The sequence below is a fragment of the Streptomyces hygroscopicus subsp. hygroscopicus genome (assembly GCF_001553455.1).
Taxonomy (GTDB): domain Bacteria; phylum Actinomycetota; class Actinomycetes; order Streptomycetales; family Streptomycetaceae; genus Streptomyces; species Streptomyces hygroscopicus.
In genome coordinates this window covers 16,475-30,442 of sequence record NZ_BBOX01000284.1, presented here as the reverse complement: position 1 = coordinate 30,442, position 13,968 = coordinate 16,475, and the positions used below count along the sequence as shown (strand labels likewise).

14 protein-coding genes and 1 pseudogene are annotated in these 13,968 nt (G+C 72.3%); 7 read left to right on the top strand and 8 right to left on the bottom strand.

Annotated features, from left to right (window positions below; all coding sequences use genetic code 11):
• A pseudogene (locus AXW62_RS26845) lies at positions 1-391 on the bottom strand (4Fe-4S dicluster domain-containing protein); the annotation flags it as partial.
• 519 nt (positions 392-910) lie between these two features.
• Here AXW62_RS26845 and AXW62_RS47245 point away from each other — a divergent pair.
• Complete coding sequence (locus tag AXW62_RS47245; RefSeq protein ID WP_079105387.1) at positions 911-1,378, top strand: thiamine pyrophosphate-binding protein; 468 nt, start codon at positions 911-913, stop codon at positions 1,376-1,378.
• On the opposite strand, the gene AXW62_RS26840 is transcribed toward AXW62_RS47245, so the two are convergent.
• The 6 genes from AXW62_RS26840 to AXW62_RS26815 form a co-directional block, all read right to left on the bottom strand.
• Positions 1,308-1,907 (bottom strand): hypothetical protein, encoded by a 600-nt coding sequence (locus tag AXW62_RS26840; RefSeq protein WP_060946781.1) that lies wholly within the window; start codon positions 1,905-1,907, stop codon positions 1,308-1,310. The genes AXW62_RS47245 and AXW62_RS26840 overlap by 71 nt on opposite strands.
• A 91-nt stretch (positions 1,908-1,998) precedes the next feature.
• Positions 1,999-2,979 carry a class I SAM-dependent methyltransferase gene (locus AXW62_RS26835; protein WP_079115814.1) on the bottom strand — a complete coding sequence of 327 codons (981 nt, stop codon included), beginning with the start codon at positions 2,977-2,979 and terminating at the stop codon, positions 1,999-2,001.
• Positions 2,980-3,284: 305 nt separating this feature from the next.
• Positions 3,285-4,388 carry an NAD(P)-dependent alcohol dehydrogenase gene (locus AXW62_RS26830; protein ID WP_060946780.1) on the bottom strand — a complete coding sequence of 368 codons (1,104 nt, stop codon included), beginning with the start codon at positions 4,386-4,388 and terminating at the stop codon, positions 3,285-3,287.
• Positions 4,385-4,873 (bottom strand): hypothetical protein, encoded by a 489-nt coding sequence (locus AXW62_RS47240; RefSeq protein ID WP_060946779.1) that lies wholly within the window; start codon positions 4,871-4,873, stop codon positions 4,385-4,387. Before AXW62_RS47240 ends, AXW62_RS26830 begins: the two co-directional genes overlap by 4 nt.
• A 6-nt stretch (positions 4,874-4,879) precedes the next feature.
• Positions 4,880-5,656 carry a (5-formylfuran-3-yl)methyl phosphate synthase gene (locus tag AXW62_RS26820; RefSeq protein WP_060946778.1) on the bottom strand — a complete coding sequence of 259 codons (777 nt, stop codon included), beginning with the start codon at positions 5,654-5,656 and terminating at the stop codon, positions 4,880-4,882.
• 735 nt (positions 5,657-6,391) lie between these two features.
• The gene (locus AXW62_RS26815) at positions 6,392-6,892 is read right to left on the bottom strand and encodes a hypothetical protein (RefSeq protein ID WP_060946777.1); all 501 of its coding nucleotides are present in this window, start codon (positions 6,890-6,892) and stop codon (positions 6,392-6,394) included.
• Between the two features lie 281 nt (positions 6,893-7,173).
• Here AXW62_RS26815 and AXW62_RS26810 point away from each other — a divergent pair, with 281 nt between their 5' ends.
• Positions 7,174-7,473 (top strand): hypothetical protein, encoded by a 300-nt coding sequence (locus AXW62_RS26810; protein ID WP_060946776.1) that lies wholly within the window; start codon positions 7,174-7,176, stop codon positions 7,471-7,473.
• Between the two features lie 503 nt (positions 7,474-7,976).
• Here the strand turns inward: AXW62_RS26810 and AXW62_RS26805 are convergent.
• Positions 7,977-8,651: an IclR family transcriptional regulator gene (locus AXW62_RS26805; RefSeq protein WP_060946775.1), complete on the bottom strand. Its 675-nt coding sequence runs from the start codon at positions 8,649-8,651 to the stop codon at positions 7,977-7,979.
• Between the two features lie 312 nt (positions 8,652-8,963).
• Between AXW62_RS26805 and AXW62_RS26800 the strand changes: the two genes are divergently transcribed.
• From AXW62_RS26800 to AXW62_RS26780, 5 genes are all read left to right on the top strand, one after another.
• A complete protein-coding gene (locus AXW62_RS26800) occupies positions 8,964-10,145 on the top strand; it encodes a homogentisate 1,2-dioxygenase (protein ID WP_060946774.1) in 1,182 nt (393 codons plus the stop codon).
• A complete protein-coding gene (locus AXW62_RS26795) occupies positions 10,142-11,035 on the top strand; it encodes a hypothetical protein (protein ID WP_060946773.1) in 894 nt (297 codons plus the stop codon). The genes AXW62_RS26800 and AXW62_RS26795 overlap by 4 nt, the downstream gene beginning before the upstream one ends.
• The gene (fahA, locus tag AXW62_RS26790; RefSeq protein ID WP_060946772.1) at positions 11,032-12,255 is read left to right on the top strand and encodes a fumarylacetoacetase; all 1,224 of its coding nucleotides are present in this window, start codon (positions 11,032-11,034) and stop codon (positions 12,253-12,255) included. The genes AXW62_RS26795 and fahA overlap by 4 nt, the downstream gene beginning before the upstream one ends.
• Before the next feature lie 246 nt (positions 12,256-12,501).
• Positions 12,502-12,954 (top strand): DUF6314 family protein, encoded by a 453-nt coding sequence (locus AXW62_RS26785; protein ID WP_060946784.1) that lies wholly within the window; start codon positions 12,502-12,504, stop codon positions 12,952-12,954.
• A 188-nt stretch (positions 12,955-13,142) separates the two neighbouring features.
• Positions 13,143-13,781, top strand: coding sequence for a TetR/AcrR family transcriptional regulator (locus tag AXW62_RS26780; RefSeq protein ID WP_060946771.1), 639 nt, complete (start codon positions 13,143-13,145; stop codon positions 13,779-13,781).
• Positions 13,782-13,968 lie beyond the last annotated feature (187 nt).

The window sequence follows — 13,968 nt, the reverse complement described above, 5'->3', positions numbered from 1 at the left end:
GGGGGGAGGAGGGGGAGGCCCCCAGACCCCTGGCGGCCGAGAAGACATCCATGCCGTCGTGGCCGACCCCGGGCTCCTGCCTGCCCAGCGGCTTGCGCTGTTCGATGAAGGCCACGTGCCGCCAGGTGCTGGCACCGAGCCCCTGGGTGTTGTCATACGACATCCCGGTCAGTTCCAGGCCGTCCTCCGGAATCGCGTTCCACTCCTTGCAGGCCACCTCGCACGCCTTGCAGCCGATGCACACGGAGGTGTCCGTGAAGAAGCCCATGCGCGGCGGGGGATCGGGGTAACCGGCCGCCCCGGCCACCTCGGGCCGCGGTCCGTACAGCGGGTCGCCGTGGGCCGGGCCTCCGCCCGTCCCTCGCGGGGCACTTGTGGTGTCATCGGCCATGCCCGGCTCTCCCCTCACTCAACGGTGGTCGGCCTCCTCCGCCTCCCCCGGGGCGGCCCGCACGACCTCGATGCGGCGCCGCTGCGTGTCGGCGGCGGGCAGCTCCACCCGTTTCCCGAAGTACCACCGGCTGAGCGCGCGGCGCAGCCGCAGACGGCGGCGACGCCCAGGGCGGTGCGGGTGGGCTGGTTGCGCGGACGGTCGCACAGGTGCTGTTCGGCCAGCGGCCCGGTGATCCACCGCTCGGCGTACGGATAGCCGTAGCGGACGAGGAACAGGGCCGTGGGCAACGCCACGCCCCCCCCGGTCGGCCGGGTCGACGCGTTCTCATCAGCCACCGCCACGGTGCGTTCGCCCTCCTGACGCCCGCCTCGGCGACCGCGGGTGCGGGTTCAGCCGCCGACGGCTCACTTCGAGGCTGGCACGAGTGCCCTCGGCACGCGCCACCGAAACGGCGTCGGAGGGACATGGAAGCGGTGTCGGCGGTGAGTCGCCGCTCATCGGCGGCCGAAAACGATCATGGCGCGTTTGCGCTCCGGACAGCGGGCTGCTGCCCGGTCCGGCGACCGTCGGCCCAGGGTGCGGGAGGTCCACGTGGCCAGCGTCTGCGCGTTCATTGCGGCACGCCTGCGGGCGTGGGATGTGGACCGGGTGTTCGGCGTCCCCGTCCGGCACATCGACCCCCTGGTCACCGCACTGCCCGGCGAGCGGACACCTCCGGAGTTCATCCACGCACGGCACGAGGAATCGGCCGCGCTGATGGCCCTGCGCCCACGCCAAACTCACCGGACGGGCGGGCTGTGCTGCCTCGCCTCGCCCGGCTCCGGCGCGCTCCATCTCCTCAGCGGCCTGTACGACGCGGCGCTGGACCGCCAACCGGTGGTGGCCGTCGTCGGCCGGGAGCCACCGTCCTCGGTCAGCACCGCAGGCCGACGATGCCCCAGCCCCGGCGCTCCGCCGTGTCGACCACCTCTCCCCAGTCGATGAGGAAACGCGCGAACTCGTCGAAGGTGTTGATCCAGCCGTGGGGTTCCGCCGCGTGCCGGTCGAACGGCTCGCGCAGCTCCTCGAGGCGGGGACGCGCCCGCCGCCACCATCCGGCGATCAGCGGCACCTGATCCGGTGGACACCACAGCAACACGTCCGCGTCCCAGGTGCACGGCCGTTCCGGGAGCGGCGAACCGGCCCCCGGAGTGTCTGCCATCCCGTGCCAGAACAGCGCGTCGCTGAACCGGTCCAGCGCCTCGCGCGCCTGCGGTTCGACGACGTCACGCAGGTGCTCCCAGCGGTGACCGGCCCAGAAGTGCGGCTTGTAGGAGCCGATCGTGTCCCGGAAGGCGTACCGGGCGTACCAGTCCTCACCCGGCCGAGTGGGCCAGGACCAGCCGTGCTCGAAGAGATCGTCGCTGTACACCTCGCCGAACGCGGCGTCGATCAGCAACTCCTCCCGGGTGCTGGGCTTCGTCGCCTCGACCCGTGGCCAGTCCACGATCAGCACCTCGATCCCCACACCCATGGCGACAGCGTAGACGGACAGCCAGCGGTGATGGCCTTGCCCCCGGCCGCGCGGAGCCGGGCACGGCCGGGGGCCGGGCCCGGCAGCAGGGCTATGGCCGGGACTTGTCGGCGAACACCCACCGGTTGCCCGCCAGCGCGTCGTTCTGCTCGGGCAGCGGGCCGCGTCCGTGCCGGTGGGTGAAGTCGAAGGGGGTGTGGACCGATGTGGCCCAGCCCCTGTCGGCCAGGTGGCCCGCGGAGTCGGGGCGCGGCTCTCGGTTGAACAGGTGGAGCAGGTCGATGCCGATCTGGTGTTTCGTCGCGGTGTAGAGCGGGCTGTCGCGGTATTCCATCAGGTCCTTCTCGATCTTGACCTCGAAGGCCAGCGCGCTTCCCGGCGTGCTCAACCGGTCCACCGTGTCGATGAGATAGGTCTCGGCGGCGTTGGGCAGGTAGAACAGCAGCCCCTCGGCCAGCCAGACACTCGGTGCGGCCGTGTCGAAGCCGGCGGCGGTGAGCGCTGCGACCCAGTCGGCGCGCAGATCGATCGGGATGGGAACGCGTGCCGCCTTCGGGGTGGCCGACAGCCCGCCGAGCACCGTGTGCTTGAACGCCAGCACGCCTTCCCGGTCGATCTCGAAGATCACACAGCCGGGAGGCCATTCGAGCCGGAAGGCCCGCGTGTCCAGTCCCGCCCCGAGCAGGACCACCTGGCGGGCGCCCCGCGTGTGCACCGACCGGAGGAGAAAGTCGTCGAGGACCCTGGTCCGCAGACCGAAGTACCGTGCGAACCGCCCCCACAGCGGATTCGCGTCGCCGTCCGTGGCGTGTTGGATGCGCACCGGCCAGTCCGCGGACGCCGGTGCGGCGCGCACGAAGTGTTCCGCGTAGACGTCCTGCGCCAGGCTGTCGTGGCGGTGGGTCTCGATCGCCCGTGCCGCGGCGACCATGAGGGCGGTCAGGCCCACACCCCCCTCCACGCCGTCCACGGTGGTGCTCGCCACGCCTTCCGCCGTGGTGTCCTCCACGGCTTCCACGGTGGTGTTCTCCACGCCTTCCACACCGGTGGTCCGATGTGCTGTGCCGGCCATGGGGCCTCCCTTGACACGAGTAGAGATCACGAACAGCAAGGAGTACGAGTGTCGGATCCGCGGTGAACGCACGATGCCGTGGTCGTGGCCGTGGCCGTGGCCGTGGCCGTGGTCAGGCCGCTGCGCGGGCGTATCCGATGGTGCGCGGCCGTGCGCGTGCGGTGGTCCGGCCGGCCGGTCTCGCCGGTCCGGCGGGTGCCGGTTGGCCGCGGGCGCCGATCACGGCGGTCGGTGCGGGTGCCGGTGTCCGCGGCCGTCCGTCACCGGGCGGTCGCCCACCCGAGCGGCGGGGTCGTACGCCTCCCTCATCGGCCCTTTCCCTCCGGGACCAGGACGGGCTTGACCACGCGGCCCGCCTCGCAGTCCCGTTCGGCCTCGTTGACGTCGGCGAGCGGATAGACACGGATCAGCTGGTCGAAGGGGAAGCGCCCGGCCTGCCAGAGCCGGATCAGCCGCGGAATCAGCAGTCCCGGCACGGCGTCCCCCTCGCAGATGTGGGAGATCTTCCGGCCCCGGTCCAGCGTCCCCGGTTCGAGCGGCAGCGCCGTGTGGAGCCGTGCCACCAGGCCGAGGTGGCCGGTCGGCCGCAGGGACCGGAGCGCCTCGTTGATCAGCTGGGCGGATCCCGTGGTGTCCAGTGCGTACCGCGCGCCGCCCTCGGTCAGCCGCCGTATGCGGTCGGACAGGCCGGCCGGTGCGGCGCGCAGCGGGGTCGCGCCGAACCGCTCGGCGAGGGCCAGTCGTTCGGGGTACCGGTCGACGGCCACGGCCACCGCCCCGGCGGCGGTGGCCGCCATCACCGCGGCCAGGCCCACCGCTCCCGCGCCGAAGACCGCGATGCTGTCGCCGGGGCCGACGCCGAAGGAGTTGAGGACCGCTCCGGCGCCGGTGAGGAAGCCGCAGCCGAGCGGGCCGAGGAGTGCGATGGGCAGCGAGGGATCGACCCGGACGGCGTTGCGGGCCGGAACCACCGCGTACTCGGCGAACGAGGACTGACCGAACCACCGGGGGGCCAAGGCGCCACCGGCCGCGTCGGTGAACCGCGCCGCGTGATCCGCACGACCGCCGAAGAGGTTGAGCGAGGCGAAGGAGTCACAGTAGGCGGGGGCCGCGCCCATGCAGTTCCGGCAGTGCCCGCAGGAGTCGAAGCTCAGCACGACGTGGTCGCCCGCGCTCAGGCCGGTGTCCGGGCCGCCCGTCTCCACTACGACCCCGGCCCCCTCGTGGCCGAGCACCGCCGGCAGCGGTGAACGGCCCGCCGAACGCCGGACCGCCAGATCGGTCCGGCACATCCCGCAGCCCGCGATCCGGACCAGGATCTCGCCATCGGCCGGCCCCGCGTGCAAGACCACCTCCTCGATGGCGAATCGGCTCTCGTAGGAGCGCAGTACCGCGGCACCGAACCTCATCGGCACGCCTCCCGTGGACGGTGCGCGACGGTGCACGGCCTGCGGTTTCCGTAAGCCCTCCGCGGCCCGCCCGCGACGTCGGCACCGCTGTCCTCACCGCTGTCCTCACCGCTGTCCTCACCGCTGTCCTCGACGGACTCGGCCAGGGGGTTGCCCTGTTCCCGGGGGAGCGGCGCGGCACGGCGGGCCCCGGCTGCCTGCAGGGCGTCGACTGCTTCTACGGCATCGGCTGCCTGCAGGGCGGCGGCTGCCTCAACGGCCCCGGCCGCCTCCAGGGCGTCGGCCGCCGGGAGCGACGCGGTGGTGCGGGCGACAGGGGTGGCCCGCCGACTGCGCCAGGCACCGTGCGCCCGGCCGACGGTGGCGTTCCGCGCGTCCGGCTGCCGGGCGGAAGCCTCGTCGAAGACCTCGCCCGTTGCCGGGTCGAGGACGGCGGGACACGGGCCGCGGGCCCCGTGTGTGCCACGGGGCCGACTCGTCGGCATGCCGGGTCAGTTCGCGGTGGCGACGGCGGCGGCGCATTCCCGGGCGTGCCGGTCCATCTCCGCCCGGAAGGCGGCCACCAGCCGCGGCTGAATTCTTCCGGCGGTGCGATCGCCTCCTTCGCAGACCGCCCCGCGCACCCCCACGATGTCCGTGCCGATGCGGGTGAGCGCGCCGAGGTCCGCCACCGTGACGCTGCCCGCGAGGGCGGCGAGCAGATCCGCCTCGTGGGCCAGCCGGACGAACTGTGCGCAGACGTCGGGCGGAACGTGGTCGAACAGCCGGGTCCCGTCCTTGACCGCGGTGTCGAGCATGGCCGCGTCGGAGCCGGAGCGGCGGGCGATGTCGGGCAGCGCGAGCGGATTGACGCAGCCGATCCGGTGGGCGTCGGCGTAGCCGGAGGCGACGACGAACGCGTCCGGCCGGTAGTCCTTCACCGCCCGGACGACCCCGCGCATGACATCGACGGCCTGTTCGGGCGTCGTGCATCCGTAGAGGCCGACCTTGATGTAGGTGGCTCCGGAGACAGCCGCACCGAGCGCCGCCTGGGCCACCGTGCCGGGCTTGTACGGTACGTCTCCCACGGTGGCGGACACCGGCTTGTCCGCCGGGACCGCGTCGCGGATCGCCCTGATGACCCAAGGGAAGTTCGCGCCGAGCGAGCCCTCGTCGGGTTTCTTGACATCGACGATGTCGAGGTGCTCCGCCGCCTGTGCGCAGTCGAGGGCCTCCTCGACGCTGTCCGGGGAGATGAGAAGCAACACCGTGGATTCCTTCCACCGCATGTCCACCTGCCGAAGGGCAGGGGTGCGGAGTCGACTGGATCACGCGCGGTCAGCTCATCATTGCGGCGGCCCGTGACCATCGGGAGGGCGCGCGGAGTCCGAACGGGGCGCATCCTGAGATGTGCGCGCTCCCCGAGTGCGCCGCCCACGCCGGTTCGAATCAAGCCGCATGCATATTCACCCGTTGCCCCCAGTCGGCGGAAGGCGAGATGTGCGGGCAGAGCGCTCCGGCCGGGGCCGCGAAGCACCGGCCCCGGCCCCATGGCAGGGAACCGGCGCCTTCCGGGGCCGGTGACAACTGGCCGGTAGCGGGAGGCGAGTTTGGGGCTCTGTCCGCGGACGGCAGCGGGACCGGCCTGGAAGACGGCGTCGAGGAGGTGGCGTCCTCGACGCCGGGGGCGCGGACGACTTCGCCGCGTGCCGTGCCGCGCGGGCAACCACCGGCCGTCCTCAGACCGGTTCCCTGGTCTTGGCCGGCGACGTCCTCGGCGTCGCCGGCCAGGACCCGCGCATGATGCTCCACACCGCCCGACCCGGCACCGAGGACGCCGGACCGCCTGGCCCTCCTGGACGTCAGCGGGCCACGGCTTCCGGCCGCATGACCGCCCACGGCCGGACTGGGAACCACGGAGCCGTTGAAGAGCGGCGCGCCCAGGGCCTGGGTTGGCAGGACCACGCCGTCGTCCGGCAGAACGGCAGCGGCCACCGCCGCAGGCGAACGGCCCCCGGGCAGCGTCAGGAAGAGATGACAGGTCCGTCGGGGACGGCGTCCAGTACGACCGCGCTCACGGTGACGATCTTGTCCCAGTCGAAGGCGTACTTGTCGAACACCGCCCGGCTGGTGATCGCGCGCTTGAGGCCGTTGCTGACCAGGTAAACCGTGGCGGAGGAGGGGGACTTGGCCAGCATGGCACCGTCCGACAGGCTGCCGCCGTCGTCGATGCTTTCGATGTCGATCACGTTCTCGATCCCGTCCCAGCTGCGGAACAGGTGGAAGTACGTGGTCTGGTTGGGGATCGCGCGGCGCTTGCCGTCGAGGACCAGGTAGACGGTCGCGCTGTTCACCGTCTTGATGCGGTGGCCGTTGAGTTCCGGGTGTACGCCCTGGATCCGGGCTGCGGAGCCCTGTGCCGTGGACGCCGGTCCGGCGGCGTTCGCCGCGGGGGATGCGCCGAGTCCCAGCAGGGCGGCAACCGCCAGGCTGACCGCGCCGAGTAAGGTGCGTCTTCGGGCCATGTGTCCTCCGGAGAATCGGTCGGTACTGGACCGGGGCGAGGGCGCCGCCGATCCGGTTCACGGTGAACGATGCGGGGGGATCTGGCGGATAATCCTCAGGCATCCGATCCCCGCGAGGAAAGGCCAATGCGAGACACAAAGGATGGGCGCACAGCCGGAACAGCCGCCGCCGGACGCCGTCCGGTATCCGGGGACGAACGCGCCCACCGGCGCGAACACACCGCCCGGCGCGAAGAGTCCGTCAGGCTCGAACACACCGCCCGGCGCGAAGGGGCCGCCCGGTGAGCGAGGCTCCGCGCCGTGGCTGGACCGCCTGGACGGAGGAGATCCCGGCCCGGACGATGCTCGACATGCCACCGGACCTGTCCAAGAAGGTGGTCAACTTCCTGAGCGCGTTAGCCCTCGAGGTGGGCGGCGCGATCGACCGTGACCGGCAGCCGCCCGGTGACCCGATGGAGCCGATGGACGACCTCTGCGGCCGGTACAGCCTCCAGATCCCCGGCGAGCCCGTCGTGTTCGAGTACCTCGTTCTCCGCCGGAGGCGCGAGATCCGCATCCCGGTGCTGGTCTGGTTCCGCTGACCACGTCCCGGACACGAGGCGTCTCCGGCAGGCGTGGCGCCGGAGCCGCTCCACGTTCGAGGGCGCGGCCGTCCCGGAAAGGGGCCGTCCCGGAAAGGGTCGCCCCGGAAAGGGGCGTCCCGGAAAGGGACCGGGTGGGCGCCGGGCCACGCCCACGCCCGCATGGTGCGGCGCGCCTGGCCGGATCGCTCGGGAGCCGGGCGAGCCGTCCCCGGTTCCCGCCGCAGCCGTCCCGGGCCGACTTCGGCCACGGCTGTCTTCCCGTCCATCGTGAGCACGGCCTCGCCGGGCGCGGCCGCTTCTCCGGCCGGTCGTGCTCCGGCTGATGGACGCCTGATGGACGCCGACGGACGCCTGATGCACGACTGCTGGGCCGCTGCCGCGCCGGTATCGCCTCCTCGCGGCGGACCGCGGCCGCCGCTCCGGGCGCGGTCGTGCCCGGGTCAGGCCCGGGTATGGCCGGGGTCGCGCCCGGGGGCAGGCCCGGATACGGTCCCGCCGGGTCAGGCCGTGCTGAGCGCGGCCAGCTTCGCGGCCGCCTCGCGGACCTGACCGGCGATGTCCTCCTTTTCCAGCGGGCCCATCGCGACCACCCCCACGGAAGCCCCCAGCAGTCCGGGGGCCTCGAAACCCGAGGCGATGCCGGTCGCGCCGTGCTGGAGCTGGCCGGAGGTGATGCTGTAGCCCGCCTCGCGCGCCCTGACGACCTCCTCGGAATCGTCCGGATCCGGTGCGCCGAGCGCGAGGATGGCGATGCCGTTGGCCCCCTTGGAGAGGGGGTGGCTCATGCCGATGCGGTATCCCACGCGGACCGGCCCCTGGTGCCGTGTGGGCTCGGCGCCCAGAACCGGGACGCACTCCTTGTCGCCGTGCGCGACCGTGAGAAAGGCCGCGGCGCCGACGGCATCGGCCAGCTCGCGCAGCACCGGCTCGGCGGCCTGCACCAGCTGCGGATGGAAACGGCCGGCCAGCGCGACCGCGCCCGCGCCCAGGCGTACCCGCTTGTGCGGGCCACGGGTCACCAGGGCGTGGTCCTCGAGTGTCTCCACGATGCGGTACGCGATCGCCCGGTCGATCTCGAGCCGGCTCGCCAGCTCCGCGAGGGTGAGGCCCTCCGCGCTCAGAGAGATGATCTCCAAGGCCCGCAGCCCGCGGTCCAGTCCCTGCAGCTTCGCCATATGAGCCTCCCCGCTCGATGTTCCGCCCAGGTCGCAGGGCGCTCCTCGGTGCGTACGCCGGTGGGCGCCGGGGTCCGTGGTCCGGGCGCGGACGCACTGTCCGGCCCGCGTGACGCGACCTTGACGCCCCATCGACGACACCCTACGGTCAGCAGTGTAGTGCGATGAACGCGCAAATCTGTGCGCCTAGCGCACGGACAAGGTGCACAAACAAGGTGCACAAACAAGGTGCACAAACAAGGTGCACAAACAAGGTGCACAGGCAAGGTGCACGGACAAGGCGCGCAGATTCTGACAGGGCAGGAGACAGGCTTGCCGTACTACCACTCCGCGGGGCTGGTTCCGCCGAAGCGGCACACTCAGCACCGTGACGGACAAGGGAAGCTGTATTACGAGGAGTTGATGGGTGAGGAGGGGTTCTCCTCGGACTCCTCCCTGCTCTACCACCGGTTCGTCCCTTCCGCGGTGCGGGAGTTCCGGACCTGGGACGTGGGAGACCAGTCGCTGGTCCCCAACCATCCGCTGGTGCCGCGCCACCTCGCGACCCACAAGCTGTTCGCTGCGGACGCCCCGGACGTCGACGCGGTGACGGGCCGCCGGCTGCTGCTGGGCAACGAGGACGTGCGGCTGGCGTACGTCGTCGCCGACTCCGTGAGCCCCTATTACCGCAACGCCATCGGCGACGAATGCCTCTACGTCGAGGAAGGCCGGGCGACGGTGGAGACCGTCTTCGGCGATCTGGCGGTCGGCGACGGCGACTACGTGCTCGTACCGCGAGCGACCACGTACCGGATCGTTCCCGACGGGACCGTGCGGATCTACGCCATCGAGGCCAACTCCCACATCACCCCGCCGAAGCGGTACCTCTCCGAGCGGGGGCAGCTGCTGGAGCACGCCCCCTACTGCGAACGCGACTTCCGCCTCCCCGCCGGTCCGCGCACCGCGGAAGGGGAGAACGTCGAGGTCTGCATCAAGCACCGCGGCCGGACGGGGGTCGTGGGGACGGTGCACACGCTTCCCCACCACCCCTTCGACGTGGTGGGGTGGGACGGCTGCCTCTATCCGTTCGCCTTCAACATCCGCGATTTCGAGCCCATCACCGGACGGATCCACCAGCCGCCGCCGGTGCACCAGGTCTTCGCCGGCCACAACTTCGTGATCTGCAACTTTGTCCCCCGGAAGGTGGACTACCACCCCCAGGCGATCCCCGTGCCCTACTACCACTCCAACGTCGACTCCGACGAGGTCATGTTCTACTGCGCGGGCGACTACGAGGCCCGCAAGGGCACCGGCATCGGACGGGGCTCGATCAGCCTGCACCCGGGCGGTCATCCGCACGGCCCGCAGCCGGGCGCGATCGAGCAGGCGATCGGCGCGGAGTCCTTCGACGAGCTGGCGGTCATGGTCGACACCTTCCGTCCCCTGATGCTCGGCGAGGCCGCACGCGAGACCGACGACGGCGGCTATGTGTACTCATGGGAGCTCAACCGATGAGCGATCCGCGACCGCCCGACGTGATCCCGCCGCTGCTGGCCGGGCTGTGCGACGACGCCGCGCTCTTCCCGCCGGGGTCCCTGCCCCTGGAGGAAGCCGTCCCGGCCCACGTGGCCCACACCCGAGGCGCCCACGCGCCCCTTGTCGGCCCCTTCGTTCTCGCGGCCGAGCACATCGGCCGCCTGGCCGGGCTGACGGCCGAGCTGCCTCCCGGTTCCTTCGACCTCTCGCCGACGGTGCCGCTGCCGGGCGTACGGAACGCCGTCACCGCCGCGGCGCGGATCCCCGCGGTCCGGCTGGTCGGACTCGAGGTGACGGTTCCGGACGGTGTCGCGGCCGAGGCCGTCGTACCGGCCCTGGCCGACGCGCTGGGCGCGCTTCCGGACCGGAGCGACGCGGTCACCGTGTACGTCGAGGTGCCGCGCGACGCCCGGCGCGCCCCGCTCCTGGCCGCACTCGGCGCGAGCGGATACCTGGCCAAGTTCCGGACCGGCGGCGTCCGCGCCGACCTCTACCCCGACGAGGCCGAACTCGCCGCGGCGATCCTGGCGGCCGTACGGGCAGGCGTCGCCTACAAGGCGACCGCGGGGCTGCACCACGCGCTGCGCAACACCGACCCGGAGACGGGCTTCGAACAGCACGGCTTCCTCAACCTGCTGACCGCCACCGGAGCTGCGCTGGAGGGAGCCGGGGCGGACCAGCTCGCCGCGCTGCTGGCCGACCGCGACGAAGGCCGCGTCGCCGCCCGCGTGCGTGCGCTCCCGCCCGGTGTACGCGACTGCTTCCGCTCCTTCGGCACCTGCTCCATCGCCGAGCCCGCCATCGAACTCGTCCGCCTCGGGATCCTGCCGTCCGAGGCCGTCACCGATCTGACCGAGGTACGTCCATGACCGACACCACCAGGCTGACCGTCCCGGCCGACTCGCTGTTCGGCCTGCACAATCTTCCCTACGGGGTCTACTCGGCGGGCGGTCGCGAACCGCGCGTGGCCACCCGCTACGGCGACTTCGTCGTCGACCTGGCCCGCTTGCTCGGCGACGAGGTGTTCGCACGGCCGAGCCTGAACCCCTTCATGGCCCAGGGCCACGACCGCTGGGTCGCCGTACGGGCCGAGATCGCCGAGCGGCTGCGGGGCGAGGTGCCGGCCGACGCGGTGCACGAACTGGACACGGTGAGACTGCACCTGCCGGTCGAGGTGGCCGACTACGTCGACTTCTACGCCTCCGAGCACCACGCGTCGAACCTCGGCCGGATCTTCCGGCCGCAGAACCCGGAACCGCTGATGCCCAACTGGAAACACCTCCCCGTGGCCTACCACGGGCGGGCTGCGTCCATCGTGGTCTCCGGGACCGACATCGTCCGGCCCTCCGGCCAGCGCAAGGGCCCGGAGGACCCGGCACCCGTGTTCGGCCCGTCGACCAGGCTGGACATCGAGGCCGAGCTGGGCTTCGTCCTGGGCACCGGCACCGCGATGGGGGACACCGTCCCCGCCGATGAGGCCGATCGCCACATCTTCGGGGTCGTCCTGTTCAACGACTGGTCGGCCCGGGACATCCAGGCGTGGGAATACGTCCCGCTCGGCCCCAACCTGGGCAAGTCCTTCGCCTCCACCATCTCTCCCTGGGTGGTACCGCTGCTCGCCCTGGAGTCCGCCCGCGTCCCCACCCCTCCCCAGGAGCCGGCCGTTCTGCCGTATCTGCGGATGACCCGGCCCTGGGGCCTCGACGTGGACGTCGCGGTGGAGTGGAACGGGCAGATCGTGAGCCGGCCGCCGTATTCCGCCATGTACTGGTCTCCCGCCCAGATGCTGGCGCACCAGACCGTCAACGGCGCGCCCTCCCGCACCGGCGACATCTTCGCCTCCGGCACCATTTCCGGTCCCGAGCGCGAGCAGCGCGGCGCATTCATCGAGCTGACCTGGGGCGGCAAGGACCCCATAACCGTCAACGGCCTGCCGCGCACCTTCCTGGAGGACGGGGACGAGGTCGCGCTGACCGCGACCGCGCCCGGCCCGGACGGCACCCGGATCGGATTCGGCGAGGCGCGGGCCCGCATCCTCCCAGCGAAGCGGCAGCAGAATCCCGCGCCGGCGTCGGCCACCTGCCCGTGAGGCCACCCCACCGATCCGGGCGCTCGCCGGGCCGCGAGGCAGCACGGCCCGGTGCCGGCTCCCGGCCCCCTTCCTCGCCGCCGCGGGCGGCGGGTGCCGAGGCGCGGGCGGAATGCGAGGGCCTCGGTGTCCCGCCTGCCTCGGTGTCCCGCATGCCCCGCTGTCCCGCATGCCTCGGTGTCCCGCCGGAGGTCCGGCGCCCACGGGGCGGGACGTCATGGGGGTCCTGGATGAGACACTGTGGTCATGCCGTCGTCCAGCCCCGCCCTCCACGCCGTTCCCGACGCACTCACCTACCTCGCGGGCAGTTGGAGCGTGGAACGTGAGTTGTACGACGGCGGGAACACCGGCAGCTTCACGGGACGGGCGGAGTTTCGCACCGACGGCGCGGACGAAACGTGGCTGCACGCGGAGGAAGGCGTCGTCGAGTGGGGCGACGCGGCGTGGAACGCCGGCCGGACCCTGCTGATGCTGCCGCTCCCGGACGGCACCGCGGAGGTGTCCTTCGCGGACGGCCGTCCGTTCCACCTGCTGGATCTGCGCCGTGGTCGCTGGACGGCCGTGCACCAGTGTGCCGCCGACCGCTACGAAGGCACGTTCACCGTGCTGTCGCCGGACGAATGGCACCTGCGCTGGGCCGTCTGCGGCCCCACCAAGGATCAGCTGCTCACCTCGGTCTACCGCCGCGTCCCTCGCTGACCGGACGGTCGGTGCGCTCTTTCGCGTCCGGCCGCGGCCTGTCGGACCCGCGCACCTGGCCAGGGCCCCGGCCCCCGGGCCGGGACATGAGCCATATGTCCACGGTGTGCGTTTTCCTTGACGTGTTTCCCGGCGTCTTCCGTGACGCGTTTCCCGGCGTCCCGGCTCGCGGGGGTACCATCCCCACGATGAGTGCTCCCGCGAACCGCTCCGGTGCCGTGACGGCGCGGCCCCCCGTGGGGCGTGGCCGGCGTCCGTTCGGGGAAGTGCGCCAGGCCGTGTTGCAGGCGGCAGCCCAGACGCTCTTCGAGGCCGGGATCGCCGGTTTCACCGTCGAGCGCGTCGCCCGCCGCGCCGGCGTCAGCCGTGTCACCGTCCACAAGCACTGGCCCTCGCGTGGTGCGCTCGCCCTCGACGCCTTCACGGATACCTTCCACATCGACCTCGCCTTCCACGACACCGGCGACGTCCGCCGCGACCTGCGCGAGATCCTCGGGGCCTTCGCCCGGCTGCTGGCGAGCAAGCCGGCCGGTCCCGCCTTCGCGCAACTGCTGGGTGCCGCGCAGATCGACGCCGACCTCGCCGAGGCGATCCGCGAACGCTACGTCGCCCCCCGCCGCCGCGCCGTCCTGGACATCCTGGACGCCGCCAGGGAGCGCGGCGAGATCCCCGCCGACGTCGATGTGACGGTCATGGTCGACATGATGTGGGGCGCCTGTTACAACCGTCTTCTCATGCCCGGGCTCACCGGCACGCTCACCGAGGACTTCGCCCGGTCCGTCGTCGACATGGCCCTCGCGGGAGCCTGCGCCTCACCGCGTGCCTAGGACATGTCGTCCCCAGGTGTGCTGTCCCGGGGGCGCCCCGCTCCGGACGCCTGGCACGGTCGGTCCGTTCGCGTGCGCGGAACAGACCGGGCGCGCGAGGACGGTGGCGGGCCCCGGGGCAGCCGATCGCCATGGCCGGCCTCCACGGAGTCCGCTATCTGTTCACGGTGTACATTTGCGAGCCGGG

Excerpts from the sequence above, each read along its gene's own strand:
- AXW62_RS47245 (WP_079105387.1), top strand. The coding sequence starts at position 911 with ATGGCGCGTTTGCGCTCCGGACAGCGGGCTGCTGCCCGGTCCGGCGAC.
- AXW62_RS26840 (WP_060946781.1), bottom strand. The coding sequence starts at position 1,907 with ATGGGTGTGGGGATCGAGGTGCTGATCGTGGACTGGCCACGGGTCGAG.
- AXW62_RS26835 (WP_079115814.1), bottom strand. The coding sequence starts at position 2,979 with ATGGCCGGCACAGCACATCGGACCACCGGTGTGGAAGGCGTGGAGAAC.
- AXW62_RS26830 (WP_060946780.1), bottom strand. The coding sequence starts at position 4,388 with ATGAGGTTCGGTGCCGCGGTACTGCGCTCCTACGAGAGCCGATTCGCC.
- AXW62_RS47240 (WP_060946779.1), bottom strand. The coding sequence starts at position 4,873 with ATGCCGACGAGTCGGCCCCGTGGCACACACGGGGCCCGCGGCCCGTGT.
- AXW62_RS26820 (WP_060946778.1), bottom strand. The coding sequence starts at position 5,656 with ATGCGGTGGAAGGAATCCACGGTGTTGCTTCTCATCTCCCCGGACAGC.
- AXW62_RS26815 (WP_060946777.1), bottom strand. The coding sequence starts at position 6,892 with ATGGCCCGAAGACGCACCTTACTCGGCGCGGTCAGCCTGGCGGTTGCC.
- AXW62_RS26805 (WP_060946775.1), bottom strand. The coding sequence starts at position 8,651 with ATGGCGAAGCTGCAGGGACTGGACCGCGGGCTGCGGGCCTTGGAGATC.
- AXW62_RS26795 (WP_060946773.1), top strand. The coding sequence starts at position 10,142 with ATGAGCGATCCGCGACCGCCCGACGTGATCCCGCCGCTGCTGGCCGGG.
- fahA (WP_060946772.1), top strand. The coding sequence starts at position 11,032 with ATGACCGACACCACCAGGCTGACCGTCCCGGCCGACTCGCTGTTCGGC.
- AXW62_RS26785 (WP_060946784.1), top strand. The coding sequence starts at position 12,502 with ATGCCGTCGTCCAGCCCCGCCCTCCACGCCGTTCCCGACGCACTCACC.
- AXW62_RS26780 (WP_060946771.1), top strand. The coding sequence starts at position 13,143 with ATGAGTGCTCCCGCGAACCGCTCCGGTGCCGTGACGGCGCGGCCCCCC.